This is a genomic window from Sinorhizobium sp. BG8 (genome assembly GCF_016864555.1).
Lineage (GTDB): Bacteria > Pseudomonadota > Alphaproteobacteria > Rhizobiales > Rhizobiaceae > BG8.
Map to the genome: position 1 here is coordinate 116,588 of NZ_CP044012.1, position 18,248 is coordinate 134,835.

The following is an 18,248-nucleotide window of genomic DNA, read 5'->3' on the forward strand; positions in this document are numbered from 1 at the left end:
CCCGCCCTATTTCTCGGCCTGCAGCCAGACGAGCATGCCGCCTGGCGCGCGGTTGTCCCACAGATGGAAGGGTATGAGGCGCACCTTGGCTGCCGATCGGTCCGCCGGGATCGTGCGATAGAGTGCCTCGCCCCAGCTTGAGGTATCATCCCGCTCGGCAGCAAGGTCGATGGCGACAGCGCCGTTCAATTCGGACAGCACCTCCGTTTGCGCCTGCGGCAGAGATTTCGGCACGACGATGGCATTCAGGTCGGGACCGTTGTCGGTCTCCTCCACGCAGTAGACCAGCGGACCGCGCATCAGAGCCACTCGACCGGCATCCTGCCGCACCTTCGGGTTGGCATATTGCGGCCGCAGCGCAAGTGGCAGGAACAGGGCTACCCGGTCATTGTCCGTCCATTCGCGCTCGATGCGGGCGTAACCATCACTGACGATTTCGGCAAGGCTCAGCATCTCTCCATTTACGCTCAGTGTCGCGCCTGTCGCCCACTCGGGGATACGCAGCGACAGGGCGAAGCGGGCCGGCGCGGCGAGCGTAACCGTCAACCCTATAGCCCCGTCCCAGGGATAGTTGGTGTCCTGCTTCAGGGTGACTTTCGTTCCGCCGGCAAGCTCGGCCCGAAGCGTGCTCTCTCCGTAGAGATGCACGGCGATCTCATCCTCCGCCGCTGCATACATGTAGGAACCGATCGATGTAACGAGGCGGGCGATGTTCGGCGGGCAGCAGGGGCAATGATGCCATTTCCAGCGATGGTGTTTGCCGGTTGATTCCAGCGGATTGTCATAGAAGAAGGTCTTGCCGTCGATCGACAGGCCCGGCAGCGCTCCGTTGTAGAGAGCCTGTTCCATGATGTCGGCGTAGCGCCTGTCGGGGCCGCGACCGAGCATCCGGTTCGCCCAGAAGACAAGGCCGACCGAGGCGCAGGTTTCGGCATAGGCCGTATCGTTCGGCAGGTCGTAGTAGTCCGTGAACCCTTCGTTGGATGCAGCCGGGCCGATACCGCCGGTGATGTACATCTGTTTCGTCACGACATCGTTCCAGAGCGCTTCGAGCGCACCAGTCAGACTGTCGTCCTTGTACTCCGTGGCAATGTCCGCCATGCCCGAGTAGAGATACATGGCCCGCACCGCATGGCCGACGACCTTCGTCTGTTCGCGTACCGGCAGATGCGCCTGTCCGTACTCGTAGGTCTTCTGGATGTAGTTCCGAGGGTCGCGACCGTCGCGTTTTGCCTCATCCGTGAAGAAATGCGGCTCGGCTCCCCTCTCGTCGACGAAGAACTTGGAAAGATCGAGATACTTCTTTTCGCCGGTTACGCGGGCGAGCTTGACCAGCGCCAGTTCAATCTCTTCGTGGCCGTCGTAACCGGGTATCTGATCCGGGCCGTGACCGAAGACCTTGATCATGTAGTCGGCGTAGCGGCACATGATGTCGAGCAGCTTACGCTTGCCCGTCGCCTGGTAGTAGGCAACCGCAGCCTCGATCAGATGACCGGCACAGTAGAGTTCGTGGTGGTCGCGCAGGTTCGTCCATCGCCGGTCCGGCTGGACGCGCTGGAACCAGGCATTCAGGTAGCCATCCCTGTCCTGCAGCCGCTCATAGAGGTCGATGATGGCGTCCGCCCGAGCCTCCAGCCGTGCGTTCGGCTTGCGGTAGAGAGAATAGGCAATCGTCTCGATCGACTTGCCGAGATCGGAATCCCAGAACATCTGCGTGCTACCGCCCCACTCAAGAATCGGAATGACGACACCGGGGCTCGGTTGCTCGACGTCGATTGCCCGCAGCATGCCGGCCTCCACGCAACGATCGAGCAGCGTTTCTGCAGTGGAATCACAAACGGCATCCTGCCATTTGCCCCAGAACCCCGCGACCTCGACATCCGGAACAGCAACAGGGCGAAACTGGCGATCTTTACGGCTCATGTTCATGGACTCACTTTCCCTATTTCACCGCGCCGGCCATGAGCCCGCGCATGTAGTAGCGTTGCAGAAGAAGAAAGACGAAGAGGCAGGGCACGACCATCACGGTCACGCCGGCCTGCACAGCACCCCAGTTGATGGCACCAAGCCGCCCCGCCCGCACGGCCGTCATCAGGACCGGGAGTGTGTAGTTTTCATTGCTGGAAAGCAGCACGAGAGCGGCCAGGAATTCGTTCCATGCATTGAGGAAGGCGAAGATCGACACCGTCGCGACGCCCGGCATGACCAGCGGCATCAGGACGCGGACGAGCAGCCTCAGGTCGCGAGCACCATCGATGCGCGCGGCATCCTCGATCTCCTTCGGCACCGCGTCGAAGGCGTTGCGCATCATGAAGACCGAAAAGGGCAGCTGCAGCGTTACGTAGATCAGCATCAGTCCGAACAGCGAATTGTTGAGACCGAGCTTTGCCAGGATGATGAAAAGCGGCGTCAGGATCGATTGGAAGGGAATCATCAGCGTGGCGATAATCAGCACGAACAGTGCGTTCTTCAGCGGAAATCGATAGCGCGAGAAGCCATAGCCAGCGAGCAGGCTGACCACGACCGTCAAGACCACCGTGCCCAGAGAAACGACGAGCGAATTGAGCGTGTGCTGCCATACGCCGGAGCCGAACCCGTCCAGCGCGCGATAGGCGTCAATGCTGATACCGGAGGTTGGCCAGGGCGGCAGCGGCGGTTGCCCGCTCTCGCTGTTTTGCCGGAACGAAGCAAGGAAGCTGACGAGGAACGGCGCCAGGAAGAAGAACGCCGTGCCGATGCCGACGCCGTGATAGGCCATTCGGTTCCAGAACGCCTTGCGGGCGCGGATCTGCCGTCGGTTGGTCATGGGCGATCGTCTCCCACTTTGAGAAGCTTCAGCTGCGCGATGCTGATGACAACGAGAATGGCGAGAAGAGCGATGGACAGGGCCGAACCATAGCCAAGATTGAAGGAGACGAAGGACTGGTTGAAAATATAGTAGACCACGGAGATCATCCGGTTCTGCGGCCCGCCGGAGGTCATGATGTAGAACTGGTCGAAAGCGAGGATCGATCCCGTAATCGACAGGATCAACGCCAGGGCCAGGGTGCGACGCATCAGCGGCAACGTCAGGTGCCGGAAGCGCTGCCAGCGCCGCGCACCATCGATGCGCGCTGCCTCCGTCAGTTCGGCAGGTATCGCCTGCAGGCCGGTCAGGAGAATGATCATGGTGAAGCCGGCGATCTTCCAGACCACCATCACGATGATGGTGAGGAAGGCCATGTCGAAAGTCGCAAGCAGATTGATCCGTCCCCCTGTCAGCCCCATCCATTGCAACAGGGGCGCAAAAAGGCCGCTATCGACATTCGCCAGCCAAACCCAAAGGAGGGAAGCCGAAGCAAGGCCGACGACGACAGGCAGAAAGATGATGGTGCGATAGACGGAAATGAACGACCTCTGCTTCTCGACGAAAAGAGCCAGCGGGAAAGCGACGGCGAAAATGGCGATCGTGACCACGACAGTATAGTGGGCGGTGAAACCGAGGGCCGTGAAGAACCGCGCATCCGTCAGCATGCGGCGATAATTGCCGAAACCGATCCAGCTCGGCGCGCCGAGCAGTGGCCAGCGGTGAAAACTCATCCAGAGCGTGAACAGTACCGGGATCACGAAGAAGATCGTGACCAACGCCATCGCAGGCGCAATGTAGAGCAGACCGGTCCAGCCTGTCCTCCTTGCGCGACGCCGCGCACGAGGCGGCCTTGATGCGTTTGTGAGCATCGTCATTCTTCGGTCACTCTTGCTTGGATGATCGAAGGAGGAGCCTTTCGGCTCCTCCCGCAGTTCGGGCGGGAGAGATGCCCGTCCCACGTCGACAGCTCACTGCGCTGCGTCGATGATGGATTGCATTTCCGATTGCGCATTCGCGAAGGCACCGTCCACATCGTCGCCGTAGATTGCGGCATTGATGAAGGTTGCCCACGGGCCGTTTGACGAGTTGATCAGGTCGTTGAACTGCAGTGTGTAGGGCGTCTTGGCCACCGCGACCGCCTTCATTGCCACGCCGAGGCGCGGATCAAGACCGGAAAGCACTTCGTCTGCAATGTCAGAGCGCGTCGGCAGGCTGCCGAACTTGGCCATGATCTTCTGACCCTCGAGCGAATAGGTGTATTCGAGGAAAGACTTCACCTTGTCGAGCCGCGGCGTGCCCTTGGTGACGACGAAATTGTCACCGCCCGCGAAGGAGGATGAATTGCCGTCGACGCTGGGGATCAGCGTCACGCCGAAGTCGATTTCGGGATGCTGCGTCACGAGCGTACCGATAGCAAAGGCACCGAGGCTCTGCTGGCCGATCTTGCCATTGGTGATCGACAGGAAATTGACGCCGTTGTCGCTGGCCGAACCGGCCGGAACGGTGTCCTTGGCAACGAGACCACGGTAGAAGTCGACGGCCTTGCGCATCTGCGGCGTGTCGAGCGTCGCCTTCTTGCCGTCTTCCGAAAGGATGTCGGCGCCGGCGCCCCAGACAAGTGGCGTGAATGTGAAGATCATGCAGCCACCACAGCCGCCGCCGGAGAAATAGAAGCCATAGGTGTCATCGCCGAGCGCGCGGATCTTTTCCGCATTGGCGGTGATTTCCTCCCAGGTCGCCGGCGCTTTCTCCGGGTCGAGACCCGCCTTGCGGTACAAATCCTTGTTCCAGGCAAAGATCGAGGTCTCTACCGACAGCGGCAAACCGTAGATCTTGTCCTCAAAGGTTCCGAGCTTCACATGAGCCGGTGCAAGGGCATTGAAATAGGGCAGCGCCTTTGCCCAGTCGGTCAGGTCTTCCAGTTGGCCTGCGGCGGCGAAGGCCGGCGTGTAGATCAGGTCGAGCGACAACGCATCGGGTGCCTGGCCGCCGGCAATCGCTGTGGCATACTTCTGAACCAGTTCGGCGAAGGGTACTTCGGTCAGTTCCACCGTGTCGCCACCCTTCGCATTATAGGCCTTCACGACTTCCTTGAAGGAATCGCCGATACCCGAGCGCACCCACATGGAAACGGTTTCCGCCGAAGCGGTTGACAGCATCGCGACCGAAAACAGGCAGGTCGCGGACAGAAGTTTCTTGAGCATGACTTTCCTCCAAATTGCGGGAAGCGTCAGTGACGCCCCGCCTCCTCTCCTCATTCCGACTGCCTGCCTCCACAGGACCGCCGTACGACAAGTCGGCATGGCAGCTTGCGCAGGCCCGGCTCGACGTATTTACCTTCGGCGAGCGCCAGCATGGTCCGGCCCGCCTCTTTGCCCAATTCCTTCAGGTTCATGTCCACAGACGTCAGCGGGGGCCGGGCCTGGGCAGCCATGATCTCCCAGTTATCGAAGCCGACCACCGAGACGTCGTCTGGCACCCGCACGCCGCGTTCGCGCAGAGCATCGATCACGCCGCGGGCGATCTGGTCATTGCCGCACACGATGCCATCCGGCCTTTCCTCAGCGTCTCGCGCCCAAAGCTCGGCGATCGCTTCATGCCCCCAGCTTTCTGCCCAGATACCGCAAAGCACCTCGGCATCGGCACCCGCATGCGCGCGGAAGGCCTTTCGACGCTCGCGCACCGAAGCAAAGTCCTCCGGTCCCGTAATGTGAACCAGCTTTTTGCGGCCAAGCCCGATCAGCCACTCAGTCGCGAGGCCCGCTCCGTGCGCATCGTCCGACGTCAGCGTGACGCTATCCGGCGCCCCCTCGGTGAAGGCGTAGACGACCGGGACCGAAAGTCCGGACAGATCGACCGGAAGCGACCGGTCGATGCGCTTGCCAGTGGCGATTATGCCGTCCACCTGCTTGTCGAGCATCGCGTCGACATGGACCTTGCCAAGCGCCGGATCGTCCTCGATCGCACACAGGAAGACCGAAACACCCTTGTCGACCAAGGCTTCCGACACGCCCGCCATCACAGGCAGCGTGAAACGGCCGTAGGTATCGTTCGTCAGGAGGCCGATGGTGAAGGAGCGATTGAACAGCAATCCGCGCGCGAGGGCGCTCGGGCGAAACCCGATATCCTCTGCCACCTGCTTAATCCTTGCGCGCGTCTCGACCGCCATCCGACCGCTGTCGTTCAACGCTTTGGACACGGTCGACACGCTGACGCCCACCTCGCGAGCGACGTCATGGATCGTTGCACGTGCATTTCTTTTGCGCTGAACAGTCAACCGAACCTCCTCCAAGGTTCGATGAGAAAACCTTTGCGCAGACCGAATGTCAATATGGTAAAACCTTTTCTCAAATATTTTGTCGACACAGATCCGAACTTCCCGGCTTTGCGGTTTGCCATCGAGGTTGGAGTGATTGAACTACGATGGACACAGGCCGAGTGAGATGGTGCGACAGCTCCGCACGCAATCGGCATGGTGTGGTTGCGCCGATATAGTGAGGCACCCTCCCCGAGCCCCCTTCAGGCCTGAGGGCAGGCACGTCGAAAATTCGCATGTCCAAGCGGAACTTTTGGCGCCCAGCCTGATTTGGCAAATAGTTCAAAGATGGAGCGACCAAGCGGCACGTTCACAGAGTGCGGCAGCACTCTTTCAGCTGCTCTCCGTCTGCCTCTCGACCAAAGCGCGCAATAGCAACGTGCGCTTGCTAGTCAGGAGCCTTGTACTCTTGACCAGGCAGACGCATGGACGGCCCTCGCTGGCGTTGAAAACATGGATAGGTATGCAAGTAGGGCAGGCAATGCCACCCGTTGCCTTGTGATTGCTATGGTCTGTGCTTGTTGTACCACGTGTACGACCGCACACGAGCCGTCTCAGCCCATCAGTAAGGGATACCGGTCCGAAAAGACTTTTGGTGTGAAGGCGGGTCGGCCGGCTTCGCACCGAAAACATGTTCAGCGGGGCAGCAGCCGCTATGTCGTCGGTAGATCCTATGTGGTGAAAGGCAAGCGCTACTATCCGAGGGAAGATCCGAAGTATGACACAACGGGGATAGCTTCCTGGTACGGCTCGGCGTTCCACGGACGCCTGACCGCAAACGGCGAGATCTACGACAAGGAGCACCTGTCTGCCGCGCATCCAACCCTCCCCTTGCCCAGTTATGTACGCGTGACCAATCTCGAAAACGGTTCCTCTCTCATTCTGCGCGTCAACGATCGCGGTCCCTTCCATAAGGGGCGTCTCATCGACGTTTCCAGCAAGGCAGCCGACATGCTGGACCTGAAGCATCGCGGCACAGCTTCCGTCAGGGTGCAGTATGTCGGCCGCGCGCGCTTGGATGGACACGATATGCCCTATCTGATGGCCTCGTACGCCAAGAAGGGTGACATCTTCAGGCTCAATCCCGAGCTTCAGATCGGAACCGGGGTGATCGTGGCCTTAGATCCGTCAACGGACGTTCACAGAAAGACGCGAAGCGGCGAGAAACGCGAAACGTTGCCTGAGATCGTCCCCTTTGCTTTGAAACGGCCAGCCGCGGAAAGTGCCTGGACGTCACGAAACACCGAGATCGCTTGGCTCGATGACGAAACAAGCTCTCCACGGCCCGGCCCGTTCGACGTCCGTCAGCCCGGCGAAGTTCGCGACTGTCGGAACGGGGACAGTGATGGTGGCCAAACGTGCGAGATCCCGGCTCTCCCTCTGTCAGGCGGCGATCGCAATACGTTTTTGACTGACGCCATCTTTGTGAAGCGGCGTCGCGCTCGGCTCAATGGCTATCGCTGGCAAGGGACACCATTTTTCCCGAGGAACGAGGGGCAACTACCGTCTATCGCCTGGAAACGCGTCTTGACCGGGCCAAGGATGGAGCCATCTCCGTGACGGCTTTGGGTCTAAGGCGGGCATGACCCACTGGTAGTGTCGCGCGATCTATAGCGCCGTGAACCTCCAGCAATTTTAACGTTTTTGCCAACCCTTAGTGCACGAAGTCATGTCTAAATTAGCTGTGGCACCACCAAGTGGCTTGAGAACATACAGGGTTCTCAGTCGCCGCTTGACGCGCCTTGATTTCCACAAGGGGGCAATTTCGGCATTGCGACGGCACTCTTTAAGCGAAAGCTTGGTCGAGCTTGCCGACAACAAAATCAACGGTCCCGGGGGCATACGATCGGTGAGATTACCAATTGGCTCCCTGACTTCGCCAACGCAGTCACAAATCTGTGCCAAAGTGACTACAGTCAGTCTGGCGGGGCTTGTTAAGCGCATGATTCGGAGGAATTGCGAATGCATAAAATCGGTAGTCTGGCCTTGGCGGCCTGCGTGTCTGCAACAATCGCGGCCATGCCCGTCGGCGTAGACCTGAATAGCCCCTTCAAGCTCACGGCGTCGACCGCCCTCGCGGGCAACGGAAACGGTGGCGGCAATGGCGGAGGGAACGGCGGCGGCAATGGCGGGGGAAATGGCGGGGGTAATGGCGCTGGCCACGGCGGCGGCAACGGCAAGAGTGAGAGCCATGCCTCGGCTGGTCACGGAAAATCCGGCACGTCATCTCGCGAAAAGAGCAGTTCGAGCAAGTCCAGCGATCCGATCGCGACTGCATTTGGGAAGCTCTTCGGCATCCAGAAGAGTGAGGAAAAGCGCACCACGTCGAAACAGTCCGTGACGGAGACCGCGAAGGTTTCACAGAAGTCCGAGAAGGCGCTTCTGAAGGCTGCCAAGCCCACGCCGAAACCAGAGAAGCCGACGCTCGTGGCGGAAGTTCCCGTGGTCGAGGTGGAAGAACCCGTCCTGAATGAAACGCCCAATCTTGCTTCGAAGCTCGGCGGACTAAACTCGCTGAAGCGCAACTACCATGCGTACCTAAACTCCAACGATCCGCGCATGGCTGCCATTCGCGACTATGTCGTTGCCTATGCTCAATTCGAGTTGGACAACGGCGTCGATGCCATCCCGACTGACCCTGCGCTCAGCGACGAGGCTCTCAGCGCCGCTCTGCTGGCCGCAGCCAACAAGGACATCGGCACCGTGCAGCAACCCGGCAATGTCGTCGTGGCCGATCCAGAAGTGATGGCGTGGGCAAAAGATGTCCTCGGCGTCGGCCCCGCCGTGGGCAAGATCGACCAGGTGCGAGAGACATTGGTTACCCAACCGCCCGCGGATGATCAGCCCGACCAGGCAAGTGAGGATGAAGTCGATCCTGTCACCGATGCCGAAACCGAAGAAGTGACCGAGCAGGTAGTCGTAGCCCCGGCACCGTGAGAACAGGTGGCGAAGGTACAGAAAACTAGAAAGGAGCGGCGCGCCGTAGGTTCGAGCGCGCTACTCCCTCGCGCAACAGCTCCCGCGATGCTTGTCAAGCGAAGGCAGCCGAAACCTGCGATCTCTCAGCTCTCAGCACCTGGCGAGAAGCGGCAACGATCAACGACCGCTACCGGCAGATAGCGGAGATATCCTCAAGGTTCCGTCTTAACTGTGCGAGGCCCGTGCTTCTCCAAGGAGGCTGGCGACCTGCCTATCAGAGCGTGTCCCGTTCCGTGCGCAGATTGGAAACCACGCGCCGGTTCTGCACCTTGCACGAGCGCTCCGTGCAATCGCGGACCTCGCGGTCGTTGCCGTAACCCTTGGCCCACATACGGCTGGGGTCAACGCCCTTCGACACGAGGTAGGCCAGCACCGCATCGGCGCGCTTCTGAGATAGCGTCACCATCTTTGACGCAGTTCCTGAATCATCTGCAAACCCCTGGATCTTCACCAGCCAACGTGGATTGCTGTTGAGCCAGGCCGCCTGCTTGTCCAACGTTGCCATGGCGACGGAATCGAGCGTCGCGGAATCCTGAGTAAAGTAGGTCCGACGGCCGACATTCAGGATAAAATCCTCCTCGCTGCCTGCCGAAACGCTCTCGAAGCCCGGCGCTGGATCGTTGGTTTGTCCGGTCATCGGCACAACAGCGGGTTCTTCCAGTGCGGCGATATCTGTGTTTTTGCAGGCGGCGAGAACTAGAAGCATGGCAGCACACGCGAGCGGCCTCGCGTATCCGGTCAAAGTAAGCATCACGGGGATATTCCTCATTCGACCGGGGTTGCTTGGCTGACCTGATCGGCACTTTTGGCCTGGTCGGCAATATGTGGCAAAACCTGAACCGCAGTGCCGATGGGGCAGCGCTGATAAAGATCGATGGCATCCTCGTTGAACATGCGGATGCAGCCACTGGAGGCATCCTTGCCGATACTGCCCGGCTCAAGAGTGCCATGGAAGCGATAGCCGGTATCGACGCCATCGCGCAGCAGGTACATGGCGCGCGGGCCAAGCGGATTCTTCGGTGAGCCCCCCTCCACCGATTCAGGCAACTCCGGGTGGCGCTCACGCATCTCCGGCGGCGGCGTCCAAAGCGGCCAGAGCGCTTTCCGCTCGATCGTGGCGCGGCCATACCACTTGAAGCCTTCGCGACCGACACCGACGCCATAGCGGATAGCCGTCTTGTTCTCCATGATCAGATAGAGAAAATGATGCGTGGTATCCACGACGACCGTACCAATTGGCTCACTGCTGAAGTACTTGACGACCTGGCGGTGCCACTTCCTGTCTATTTTGGCAAAGTTGGTGCTTCGGAATGTCACGCCATTGTCGACGGAGGTGCCGGAGAAATATGAAGCCGCTGCGGCGAATGCCGGCTTCTGGATAGCATCGGCGGCTAACAGCGCCAAACCGCCAAGCATGAGGTCCCTGCGAGTCCACACCATCGGCAATATCCCCCTAAAGCCAGGTAGCGAAGCGCCAGTAAAACAGATTTCTAATTTGCCACAATATAAAACTCCCCAACACTCAAGATAGACGATTGCCTCTCTCCGGGAATGCCGACGAATTCTGACTTCTGCTGGTGTAAGACGTGACGCAAGCCTATCAAAGGCAGCGTCTTCGAGGCGGGTGGTATGTCAGAGTTTATTTTCATCTGGCCTGATTGAAGCGCAAAGTCCCCCGCTGAACGGGAGGAAGCACGATGCCGTATTTCGACAAGGAACACAGTTCGATTACACCCGCTGAGCTCGCCTCGTTGCGGGATATTTTCGACGAGTTATGCGTTCAGGAGCGTATTGCTCGACGGTCGGCAGTTGCCGATGAAGTCGCAAAACGCATCTTGCAACTCTTTCGTGCAGGCGTCAGGGATCGAGCGATGTATCTAGCCCTGGTCCGACAGTCCAGAAAGGGGCCTCGCTCGGTCGATGCGGCAAATTAGAAAGACAAACTCCACGAAGATCTGATCTCAGTGGCCAGTTTGAAACTTGAGGTTATCTCGGTCGCAAAAGGGGAGAGCGTTTGTCCTCCGTAGGCAAAGCAAGAAAGGACAAAAGCATTCCCCTCCATGGACGCATACCTGAGACATTGTCGGATCGCAGCTGCCTCTCGATTGGTGCGACTCGACACTTCCTTGTCCGAATGGTTGGATAGCGCGGACGGACGAGGAGGATGGCATGCGATATCAATGGGATGAGGCGCAGGCAAAGCGTGACCGCAGGTGGAAGCTGGCATCGATCGTGACTGCCACCCTTTTCACGGTGGGCGTCCCAACCGCAATGATCTTCGCGGCTCTTCGGTACTGAGGGGCGTTCGACCGCACCTAGGTCGGCCTTCTCTCGGGTGGTGATTTGCTTCAACTGAGTGGAGCAACCACTCAACAGTTTGACCCCTGTGTCAATTCAGCCCACTCTTGCTGAGACAGGGATATGAAGGTGCCCTTGCTCCTGGGCGCGACCGGCGCCCGTACAGAGTGCTGGCACCATTCGCTCGGTGGGCACACCGGGTCTACCGGAGGCTCCAACTTCTGGAAAAGTGGAGCCGATATGGACAAACAACACGAGTTGTCACTTTATCGAGCAGAGAGCGGTCTCTGTCGCAAGAAGTCTGAGATCAACCGGCCGCACCGATGAGAAAATCATCCCTGCGTGGCGTGAACGTGTCGATCAGAAGGCCTGGTGTCAGCGCCACTACGCCATGAACAAGGTTCGGCGCAACGATGAAACTGCTCCCCGGCCCAAGGCGAGTGGTGACGCCGTCGACCGTGACATCAAAGGTTCCTTCGGCGACATAACTCACCTGCGTATGCGGATGGGAGTGGAGGGCGCCGACAGCATCCTTTTCGAAACTGAAGGCGACCAGCATCATCTCCGGCCGTTCGCTCAACACGGCGCGACGGTTGCCGGGGGCGACCTCTGTCCAGACGGTATTTTCAGGCAGGGTGTAATATTGCATTTCGGTCCTTTCAGCGGGCAAGCCAGCCGCCGTCCACCGGCAAGATGGTGCCATGCACATAGTCGGATGCGGATGCCGCGAGGAAGACCGCGGCTCCGACCATATCGTCAGCCCGCGCCCAGCGTCCGGCAGGGATGCGCTTTAATATGTCGGCACTCCGCTCCGCATCCGCCCTGAGCGCCGTAGTGTTGTTCGTCTCCACATAACCGGGCGCGATGGCGTTGACGTTGATGCCTTTGGCGGCCCACTCATTTGCCATCAGCTTCGTTAGCCCGGCAAGACCGCTTTTGGCAGCGGTGTAAGACGGCACGCGAATTCCGCCCTGGAACGACAAAAGCGACGCGATGTTGATGATTTTTGCGGGCCTGCCTGCCGAAATCGCCGCCTTTGCAAAAGCCTGGCAGAGAAAGAATGTAGCCTTCAGGTTGGTGTCGAGCACCGCATCCCAATCCTCCTCGGTAAAGTCCAGGGCGTCGGCACGGCGGATAATGCCGGCATTGTTGACCAGGATATCCGGCGTGGCGCCCGACGCCAAAGCCTCCCCGATCACGTCTCCCGCCTTGCCGGCCAAGGAGAGGTCCACCGTAGTGGAGAGAAATCGCCGGCCGCCCGACACCACCTTCTCTTCCGTTTCCGTCATTGCCGATCGCCCGACGCCGACGATGTCGGCACCGGCGTCGGCCAAACCAATAGCAATGGCTTGACCGATACCGGTATTGGCGCCGGTGACGATTGCCCAGCGGCCGGTAAGATCAAAGAGGCTCATCGGAGCGATTCCATCGGCACCCGGTCCATATCCGTAAAACTCATGTTATCGCCGGCCATGGCCCAGATGAAGGCGTAACGCCCCGTGCCGGCACCGGAATGGATCGACCACCCCGGCGACAGCACGGCTTCATGGTTCTTAAGGACGACATGCCGCGTCTCGCCCGGTTCTCCCATGAAGTGAAAGACGCGCGTCGCCTCCTGCATGCCGAAATAGAGATAAACCTCCATACGCCGGTCATGCACATGCGCCGGCATGGTGTTCCATACAGAGCCCGGCTCGAACACAGTCAGCCCGACAAGCAGCTGGCAACTTTCGCAGACATCGGGATGCACATACTGGTTGATCGTGCGGGCATTGGATTCGTCCGCGGAACCCAGCTTTACCTTTTTCGCCATGTCACGCTTGATATGCACGGTCGGGCAGGTGCGATGGGCAGGAGCACTGAGGAGGTAGAAAAGCGCCGGCTCGACGGGATCGATGCTGGCAAAGCTCAGCGCCCCCTCGCCCATGCCGACATAGAGGGCCTCCTGGAAGCCAAGTTCATAGGCCTTCCCGGCCACACAGACAGTGCCGGCCCCGCCGATGTTGATGATCGCCGCCTCGCGACGATCCAGAAACCCATCTGTTCCTGTCTCTGGAACCCGCTCGACGTTCAAAGCTGCTGATGCCGGCACGATGCCACCGATGATCATGCGATCGAGATGGCTGTAGGTGAGATTGGCTTCACCGGGCCGGAACAGTTCTTCTATCACGAAACCATCCCGCAGACCCTGCGTGTCGCGCCTCGCGGTATCCTCCGGCCCAACGACCTGTCGTACTGATACGGAAATTGTCACGGCATATGCCTCTTGTTTCTAGGGAATGGGGTCAGGTGAGCACGACATATTCTGTCAGCTGATTGATCGTCGTATCGGCCTTCTGGACATCGAAGACCTTGGTGCCGTGGCTCATGATCACGAAGCGGTCGCACACCTGGTAGGCGTGATAGATATTGTGCGTCACCAGCACGCTGGAGACGTTCTCCGCCTTCAGCTTCAGCACCTGGTTCAGAAGCGCCTCCGTCTCGCGCACGGAGAGTGCCGATGTCGGTTCGTCGAGCAGGAGCACCCGTTTCTTGAAGTAGACGGCGCGGGCTATGGCGACGGCCTGTTTCTGGCCGCCGGAGAGATTGCCGACGAGCGTATCGGGAGAATCGATCCCGGAGATATGCACGGCATTCTGCAGCACCTCCATGGCGATCTCGCGCATCTCTGCCTGCCGCAAGAAGCCGAAGCGATCCGTCAGCTCGCGCCCCATGAAGATGTTGCGGGTGATCGAGAGACTGTCTACCAGCGCGGTGTGCTGGTAGATTGTTTCGATACCGGCATCGGCCGAGTCCGAGCGGCAGGTAAACATCGTCTTCCTGCCATCGACGGTGAGATAGCCTTCCGTCGGCCTGTGAATGCCGGAGATCAGGTTCACCGTCGTCGACTTGCCGGCGCCGTTGTCACCGAGCAGGCCCACCACCTCACCCTCGCCGATGTGGAAGCTGAGATTGCGGAGCGCCGTCAGCGCGCCGAAGCTTTTGGAGATATTGTGCAGTTCGAGAAGATTGGACATCACGCAAGGCCCCGCCGCTCGATGAGATGGTTGAAGATGGCGGCCAGCACGATCAGCGTCGCGATGAACATATCGAGGTAGAAACCGGGCGCGCGCAGCAACAACAACACGTCGGTGATGGTGTGGATCAAAAGCACACCGAGGAAGATGCCGATGATCGAGCCGCGGCCGCCGCGCAGTGAGAGACCGCCGATTACGCAGGCTGCGATGGCCTGTAGTTCGAGCCCCGCACCCTGACCGGGCTGCACGCTGCCAACACGCGCCGTGGCGAGAATACCGGCAATCGCCGCCATGCCGCCTGCAATCGCAAATGCAATCATCTTGACCCGGTCGGTGTTGATACCGATTGCCTCGGCTGCACCGCGATTGCCGCCTGTCGCGAAGACGTGATTGCCGAAGCGGTGGCGATGCAGGAGGAAATGGAAGCCGACGACGAACAGGATGATCCAGATGAAGGCGGCGTTCACGCCGAGCAGCGTGCCGGCAAAGAGGCTGGAGAAGACAGGCTCCGGATCGAACCTCACCTGTACGGCTCCGTTGTAGAGCAGCACCGCACCGCGCCAGAACAGCAACCCGCCCAGTGTCACGATGAAGGACGGCAGGCCGAAACGCAGGGTGATCTTGCCGTTCAGAAGCCCGATCAGCACCCCGGCAACAATGCCAACCGGCGCAGCAAGGAAGGCGCTCCAACCCGCCTCGACGAGGGTCGCCATCAGGATGGCGGTGAAGGTGTAGACGGAGCCGATGGAAAGATCGAACTCTCCGGCAATCATCAGCACGCCGGCGCCGAGCGCCAGGCAGCCGAGCACCGGCACGGCCTTCATGAGGATCGTCAGGTTCTGCGGCGAGAGATAGCGGAAATCATCCGGGTAGAGCAGCGCGCCGGCAATGCAGACGATCTGCAGCGTCACGAAGACGAGAAAGATCGCTCCCGCTGGCATGCCCATGATCTGCTTGAGCAGCGATTGTCTCTGGGTCCGCGACCGGGGCGCGGCACTTTCTGAAAGGATAGGTGTCACGGTCTGGCACTCGATCGTTTGGGGAAGCGGAAACCTGCCGGCTTTTCCGGCAGGTTCCCTTGGACGCTGCTAGCGGAAGCTGCCGATCAGCGGCTTGACCGAGCTGATGCGCGACTTGTCGAGGAAGGCGCCCTGCCCCGTATCGACATCCGTCGGGGTCAGGCCATACTTCTTGGCAAGCGCGATCTGGGCGATCGGGTAGTAACCTTGGAGGTAGGGCTGCTGGTCCATGGTCGCAAACATCGCGCCGGATTCCACCGCATTGACGATCTCGACCGCGAGGTCGAAGCCGCCGAACGGGATGTTGACGCCCGCATCCTTGATCGCGCCCGCGCCGACGGTCGAGGTCACCGAACCGGTCCCGAACAGTGCCTTCACATTCGGGTTCGCGATCAGGAACTGCGCGATGATGTTCTGCGCTTCGGCCGGATCGAGGCCGGCACGCACCGTCTCCACCTTGATGCCGCTTTCCGTCATCGCCTTCTCGATGCCACCGCCACGCGCAACGGCAAAGCTTGCTTCGGGAATTTCACGCGGATTGAAGACCACGTCGCCGGATTTCAGTCCGAATTCCTTGATCATGCGGTTGCCGAGTTCATAACCGGAGGCGAATTCGTTCATGCCGACATAGGCCTGGCGGCAATTGCCCTTGGCGCCGTCAAGGTCGTCATTGTTGAAACCGATGACGATGATGCCCGCCTTGACCGCCGAGCAGATACTCTCGTCAAAGGCATCCGACGAGGAGATGGCAACGGCGATGCCGTCGACGCCGCTTGCCGTCGCGCTTTCGATCAGGTCGTTCTGGCGCACCGGATCGTTGTTGGCATATTGGACGTCGAGATCGACGCCGAACTGAGCGGCCGCGTCTTGTGCCCCTTTCACCACGGGATTAAAAAACTGGACACTCGGATCAAGGTAGATGATCATCGTTGCCTTGATGTCCGCGGCAAGCGACGTAGATGTCATCATGGTGGCAAGGCCCGCGGCCAATGCAGCGGTTCTCAACCTGGTCAATTTCATTTGCGTATCCTCCCTTTGGATGTGCAATGCGGGTCCACAAGACCCAAGTCTCGGCTGGCGGGCTCCGACCAAAGATCACGCCAGCCGAGATTTTCCTCCTGAGCCTTTCCGCCCTACTCCAAAGGCGAAAACGCTCCATTTTTCTGTCCCGCTATTGTGGCGCGAACCACGGCGCCGGGCGCCCGAGCGTGACGTGCACGCCCTTGAACTGCGAATATTCATCAAAGCCATAGCGGCCGAGTTCACGGCCAAGGCCGCTCTTCTTGTAGCCGCCGATCGGCAGTTCCGGCGTGCCGTCAATGACGCTATTGATCCAGCAGCGGCCAGCACGAATGCGGCGAATGCTCTGCAGCGCGTTTTCGAGATTGGTGGACCAGACGCAGGCGGACAGGCCGAATTCCGAGGCATTCGCCATCGCCACCGCTTCGTCCGCTGTCTTGAACGTCAAGGTCGATAGAACCGGCCCGAAGATTTCCTCGCGCGCAATCGACATCTCGGGTTTCACCCCGGCAAAGACAGTTGGCGCATAGTAAAACCCCGTGTCCTTGCCGACCCGCTCACCGCCCAAAAGCAGCTCGGCACCCGATGCGAGGCCGGCCTCCACATAGGAGTGAACCTTCTGAGCGTGCACCTCCGAGATCATCGCGCCGATCTTGGTGCGCTCATTGAGCGGATCGCCGAATGTCACCTTACGGGAAATGTCGAGCAGACGTTCCATCAGCGCATCGCGGATGCCTTCCTGAACCAGCAGCCGGCTGCCGGAAATGCAGCACTGGCCGGCATTGTGATAGACGCCATAGGCAATCCCGTCTGCCGCTGCCTCGAGATCGGCGTCGGCGAAGACAATCTGCGGGCCTTTGCCGCCAAGCTCCAGGCCAACGCGTTTGACACTGCGCGCGGCGATCTCGCCAAGCTTGGTGCCGACGCGAACCGAGCCGGTGAAGGCAACCATATCGACGCCCGGATCTTCCGCCAGCACCTGGCCCGCCGGATCACCGTAACCAGTGACGACGTTGAAGACGCCATCGGGGATGCCTGCCTCACGCGCCAGTTCCGCCATGCGGATCGACGTGCCGGACGTGAATTCAGAGGGCTTCAATACGACCGTGCAGCCGGCGCCGATTGCCCACGGCACACGCTCGGAAGCGATGATGAAGGGGAAGTTCCAGGGCGTGACGATACCGACGACGCCGACGGGTTCGCGCAGCACCAGACCAAGGCGGTCATCGCCGATATTGTTGTGGCTCTGACCTTCCAGCGCGCGGGCCTGCCCTGCGGCATAGGACCAGAGATCGGCGCAGAAACCGATCTCGCCACGGGCCTGGGCGATCGGCTTGCCGACCTCCAGGCTTTCGGCAAGCGCCAGCTCTTCCTGATGCACGAGGATAAGGTCCGCCACCTTGAACATCAGACGCGAGCGTTCGGCACCCGACATGCGGGGCCAGGGGCCGGTATCGAAGGCGCGGCGAGCCGCCGCGATCGCCAGACGCACGTCATCGGCGGAGGCTTCCGGCCAGGTGCCGACCACGGCGCCGGCATGACCCGGGCTCACCCGATCAATCGTTCGGCCCGATGCCGCATCGACGGACTTGCCATCGACAAGCATCCTGTAGCGGGATTTAATGTTCAACCGCGGATCAGTGGAATCGGGTGCGATGAAATTCGACAGCAATATCTTCCTAAGGCCGGGCGAAGAGCGCCGACCCCTCCCTGTTGGTCCGGCTTTCGGTGTGCCGGATTTATGTTGGACT

General features: G+C 60.1%; 16 protein-coding genes and 1 pseudogene. 3 read left to right on the forward strand and 14 right to left on the reverse strand.

From position 1 onward, the window contains the following. Positions 1-6: 6 nt before the first annotated feature. The 5 genes from F3Y30_RS21585 to F3Y30_RS21605 form a co-directional block, all read right to left on the reverse strand. A complete protein-coding gene (locus F3Y30_RS21585) occupies positions 7-1,929 on the reverse strand; it encodes a glycoside hydrolase family 127 protein (protein ID WP_203427239.1) in 1,923 nt (640 codons plus the stop codon). 13 nt (positions 1,930-1,942) lie between these two features. Further along, positions 1,943-2,806 carry a carbohydrate ABC transporter permease gene (locus F3Y30_RS21590; protein ID WP_203427240.1) on the reverse strand — a complete coding sequence of 288 codons (864 nt, stop codon included), beginning with the start codon at positions 2,804-2,806 and terminating at the stop codon, positions 1,943-1,945. Further along, the gene (locus F3Y30_RS21595) at positions 2,803-3,717 is read right to left on the reverse strand and encodes a sugar ABC transporter permease (protein ID WP_203427596.1); all 915 of its coding nucleotides are present in this window, start codon (positions 3,715-3,717) and stop codon (positions 2,803-2,805) included. Before F3Y30_RS21595 ends, F3Y30_RS21590 begins: the two co-directional genes overlap by 4 nt. Before the next feature lie 99 nt (positions 3,718-3,816). Then, on the reverse strand, positions 3,817-5,052 hold the full coding sequence (locus tag F3Y30_RS21600; RefSeq protein WP_203427241.1) for a sugar ABC transporter substrate-binding protein: 1,236 nt from the start codon (positions 5,050-5,052) through the stop codon (positions 3,817-3,819). Positions 5,053-5,102: 50 nt separating this feature from the next. After that, positions 5,103-6,125, reverse strand: a complete 1,023-nt coding sequence (locus tag F3Y30_RS21605; RefSeq protein WP_203427242.1) for a LacI family DNA-binding transcriptional regulator — start codon at positions 6,123-6,125, stop codon at positions 5,103-5,105. 492 nt (positions 6,126-6,617) lie between these two features. Between F3Y30_RS21605 and F3Y30_RS26490 the strand changes: the two are divergent. Together F3Y30_RS26490 and F3Y30_RS21615 are read left to right on the forward strand one after the other, a co-directional pair. Continuing rightward, a pseudogene (locus tag F3Y30_RS26490) lies at positions 6,618-7,283 on the forward strand (septal ring lytic transglycosylase RlpA family protein); the annotation flags it as partial. Between the two features lie 879 nt (positions 7,284-8,162). After that, on the forward strand, positions 8,163-9,101 hold the full coding sequence (locus F3Y30_RS21615) for a hypothetical protein (protein WP_203427244.1): 939 nt from the start codon (positions 8,163-8,165) through the stop codon (positions 9,099-9,101). Between the two features lie 256 nt (positions 9,102-9,357). Here the strand turns inward: F3Y30_RS21615 and F3Y30_RS21620 are convergent, their stop codons facing one another. Continuing rightward, complete coding sequence (locus F3Y30_RS21620) at positions 9,358-9,912, reverse strand: OmpA family protein (protein WP_203427245.1); 555 nt, start codon at positions 9,910-9,912, stop codon at positions 9,358-9,360. Then, on the reverse strand, positions 9,909-10,583 hold the full coding sequence (locus F3Y30_RS21625; RefSeq protein WP_203427246.1) for a L,D-transpeptidase: 675 nt from the start codon (positions 10,581-10,583) through the stop codon (positions 9,909-9,911). Before F3Y30_RS21625 ends, F3Y30_RS21620 begins: the two co-directional genes overlap by 4 nt. A 729-nt stretch (positions 10,584-11,312) precedes the next feature. Here F3Y30_RS21625 and F3Y30_RS26660 point away from each other — a divergent pair. After that, positions 11,313-11,441 (forward strand): hypothetical protein, encoded by a 129-nt coding sequence (locus tag F3Y30_RS26660; protein WP_281435472.1) that lies wholly within the window; start codon positions 11,313-11,315, stop codon positions 11,439-11,441. A gap of 307 nt (positions 11,442-11,748) precedes the next feature. Here F3Y30_RS26660 and F3Y30_RS21630 read toward each other — a convergent pair whose 3' ends face one another. The 7 genes from F3Y30_RS21630 to F3Y30_RS21660 all read right to left on the reverse strand — a co-directional run bounded on the left by F3Y30_RS21630 (position 11,749) and on the right by F3Y30_RS21660 (position 18,169). Beyond that, positions 11,749-12,090 (reverse strand): cupin domain-containing protein, encoded by a 342-nt coding sequence (locus F3Y30_RS21630; protein WP_203427247.1) that lies wholly within the window; start codon positions 12,088-12,090, stop codon positions 11,749-11,751. A gap of 10 nt (positions 12,091-12,100) precedes the next feature. Further along, positions 12,101-12,856 carry a 2-dehydro-3-deoxy-D-gluconate 5-dehydrogenase KduD gene (kduD, locus tag F3Y30_RS21635; protein WP_203427248.1) on the reverse strand — a complete coding sequence of 252 codons (756 nt, stop codon included), beginning with the start codon at positions 12,854-12,856 and terminating at the stop codon, positions 12,101-12,103. Beyond that, entirely contained in the window at positions 12,853-13,695 is an 843-nt protein-coding gene (gene kduI, locus F3Y30_RS21640) for a 5-dehydro-4-deoxy-D-glucuronate isomerase (RefSeq protein WP_203427249.1), read from the reverse strand. Before kduI ends, kduD begins: the two co-directional genes overlap by 4 nt. 31 nt (positions 13,696-13,726) lie before the next feature. Further along, positions 13,727-14,458: an ATP-binding cassette domain-containing protein gene (locus tag F3Y30_RS21645; RefSeq protein WP_203427250.1), complete on the reverse strand. Its 732-nt coding sequence runs from the start codon at positions 14,456-14,458 to the stop codon at positions 13,727-13,729. Further along, the gene (locus tag F3Y30_RS21650; RefSeq protein WP_203427251.1) at positions 14,458-15,477 is read right to left on the reverse strand and encodes an ABC transporter permease; all 1,020 of its coding nucleotides are present in this window, start codon (positions 15,475-15,477) and stop codon (positions 14,458-14,460) included. Before F3Y30_RS21650 ends, F3Y30_RS21645 begins: the two co-directional genes overlap by 1 nt. A 69-nt stretch (positions 15,478-15,546) precedes the next feature. Then, a complete protein-coding gene (locus F3Y30_RS21655) occupies positions 15,547-16,497 on the reverse strand; it encodes a substrate-binding domain-containing protein (RefSeq protein ID WP_203427252.1) in 951 nt (316 codons plus the stop codon). Positions 16,498-16,648: 151 nt separating this feature from the next. Beyond that, positions 16,649-18,169, reverse strand: a complete 1,521-nt coding sequence (locus F3Y30_RS21660; RefSeq protein WP_203427253.1) for an aldehyde dehydrogenase family protein — start codon at positions 18,167-18,169, stop codon at positions 16,649-16,651. Between the last annotated feature and the right edge of the window lie 79 nt (positions 18,170-18,248).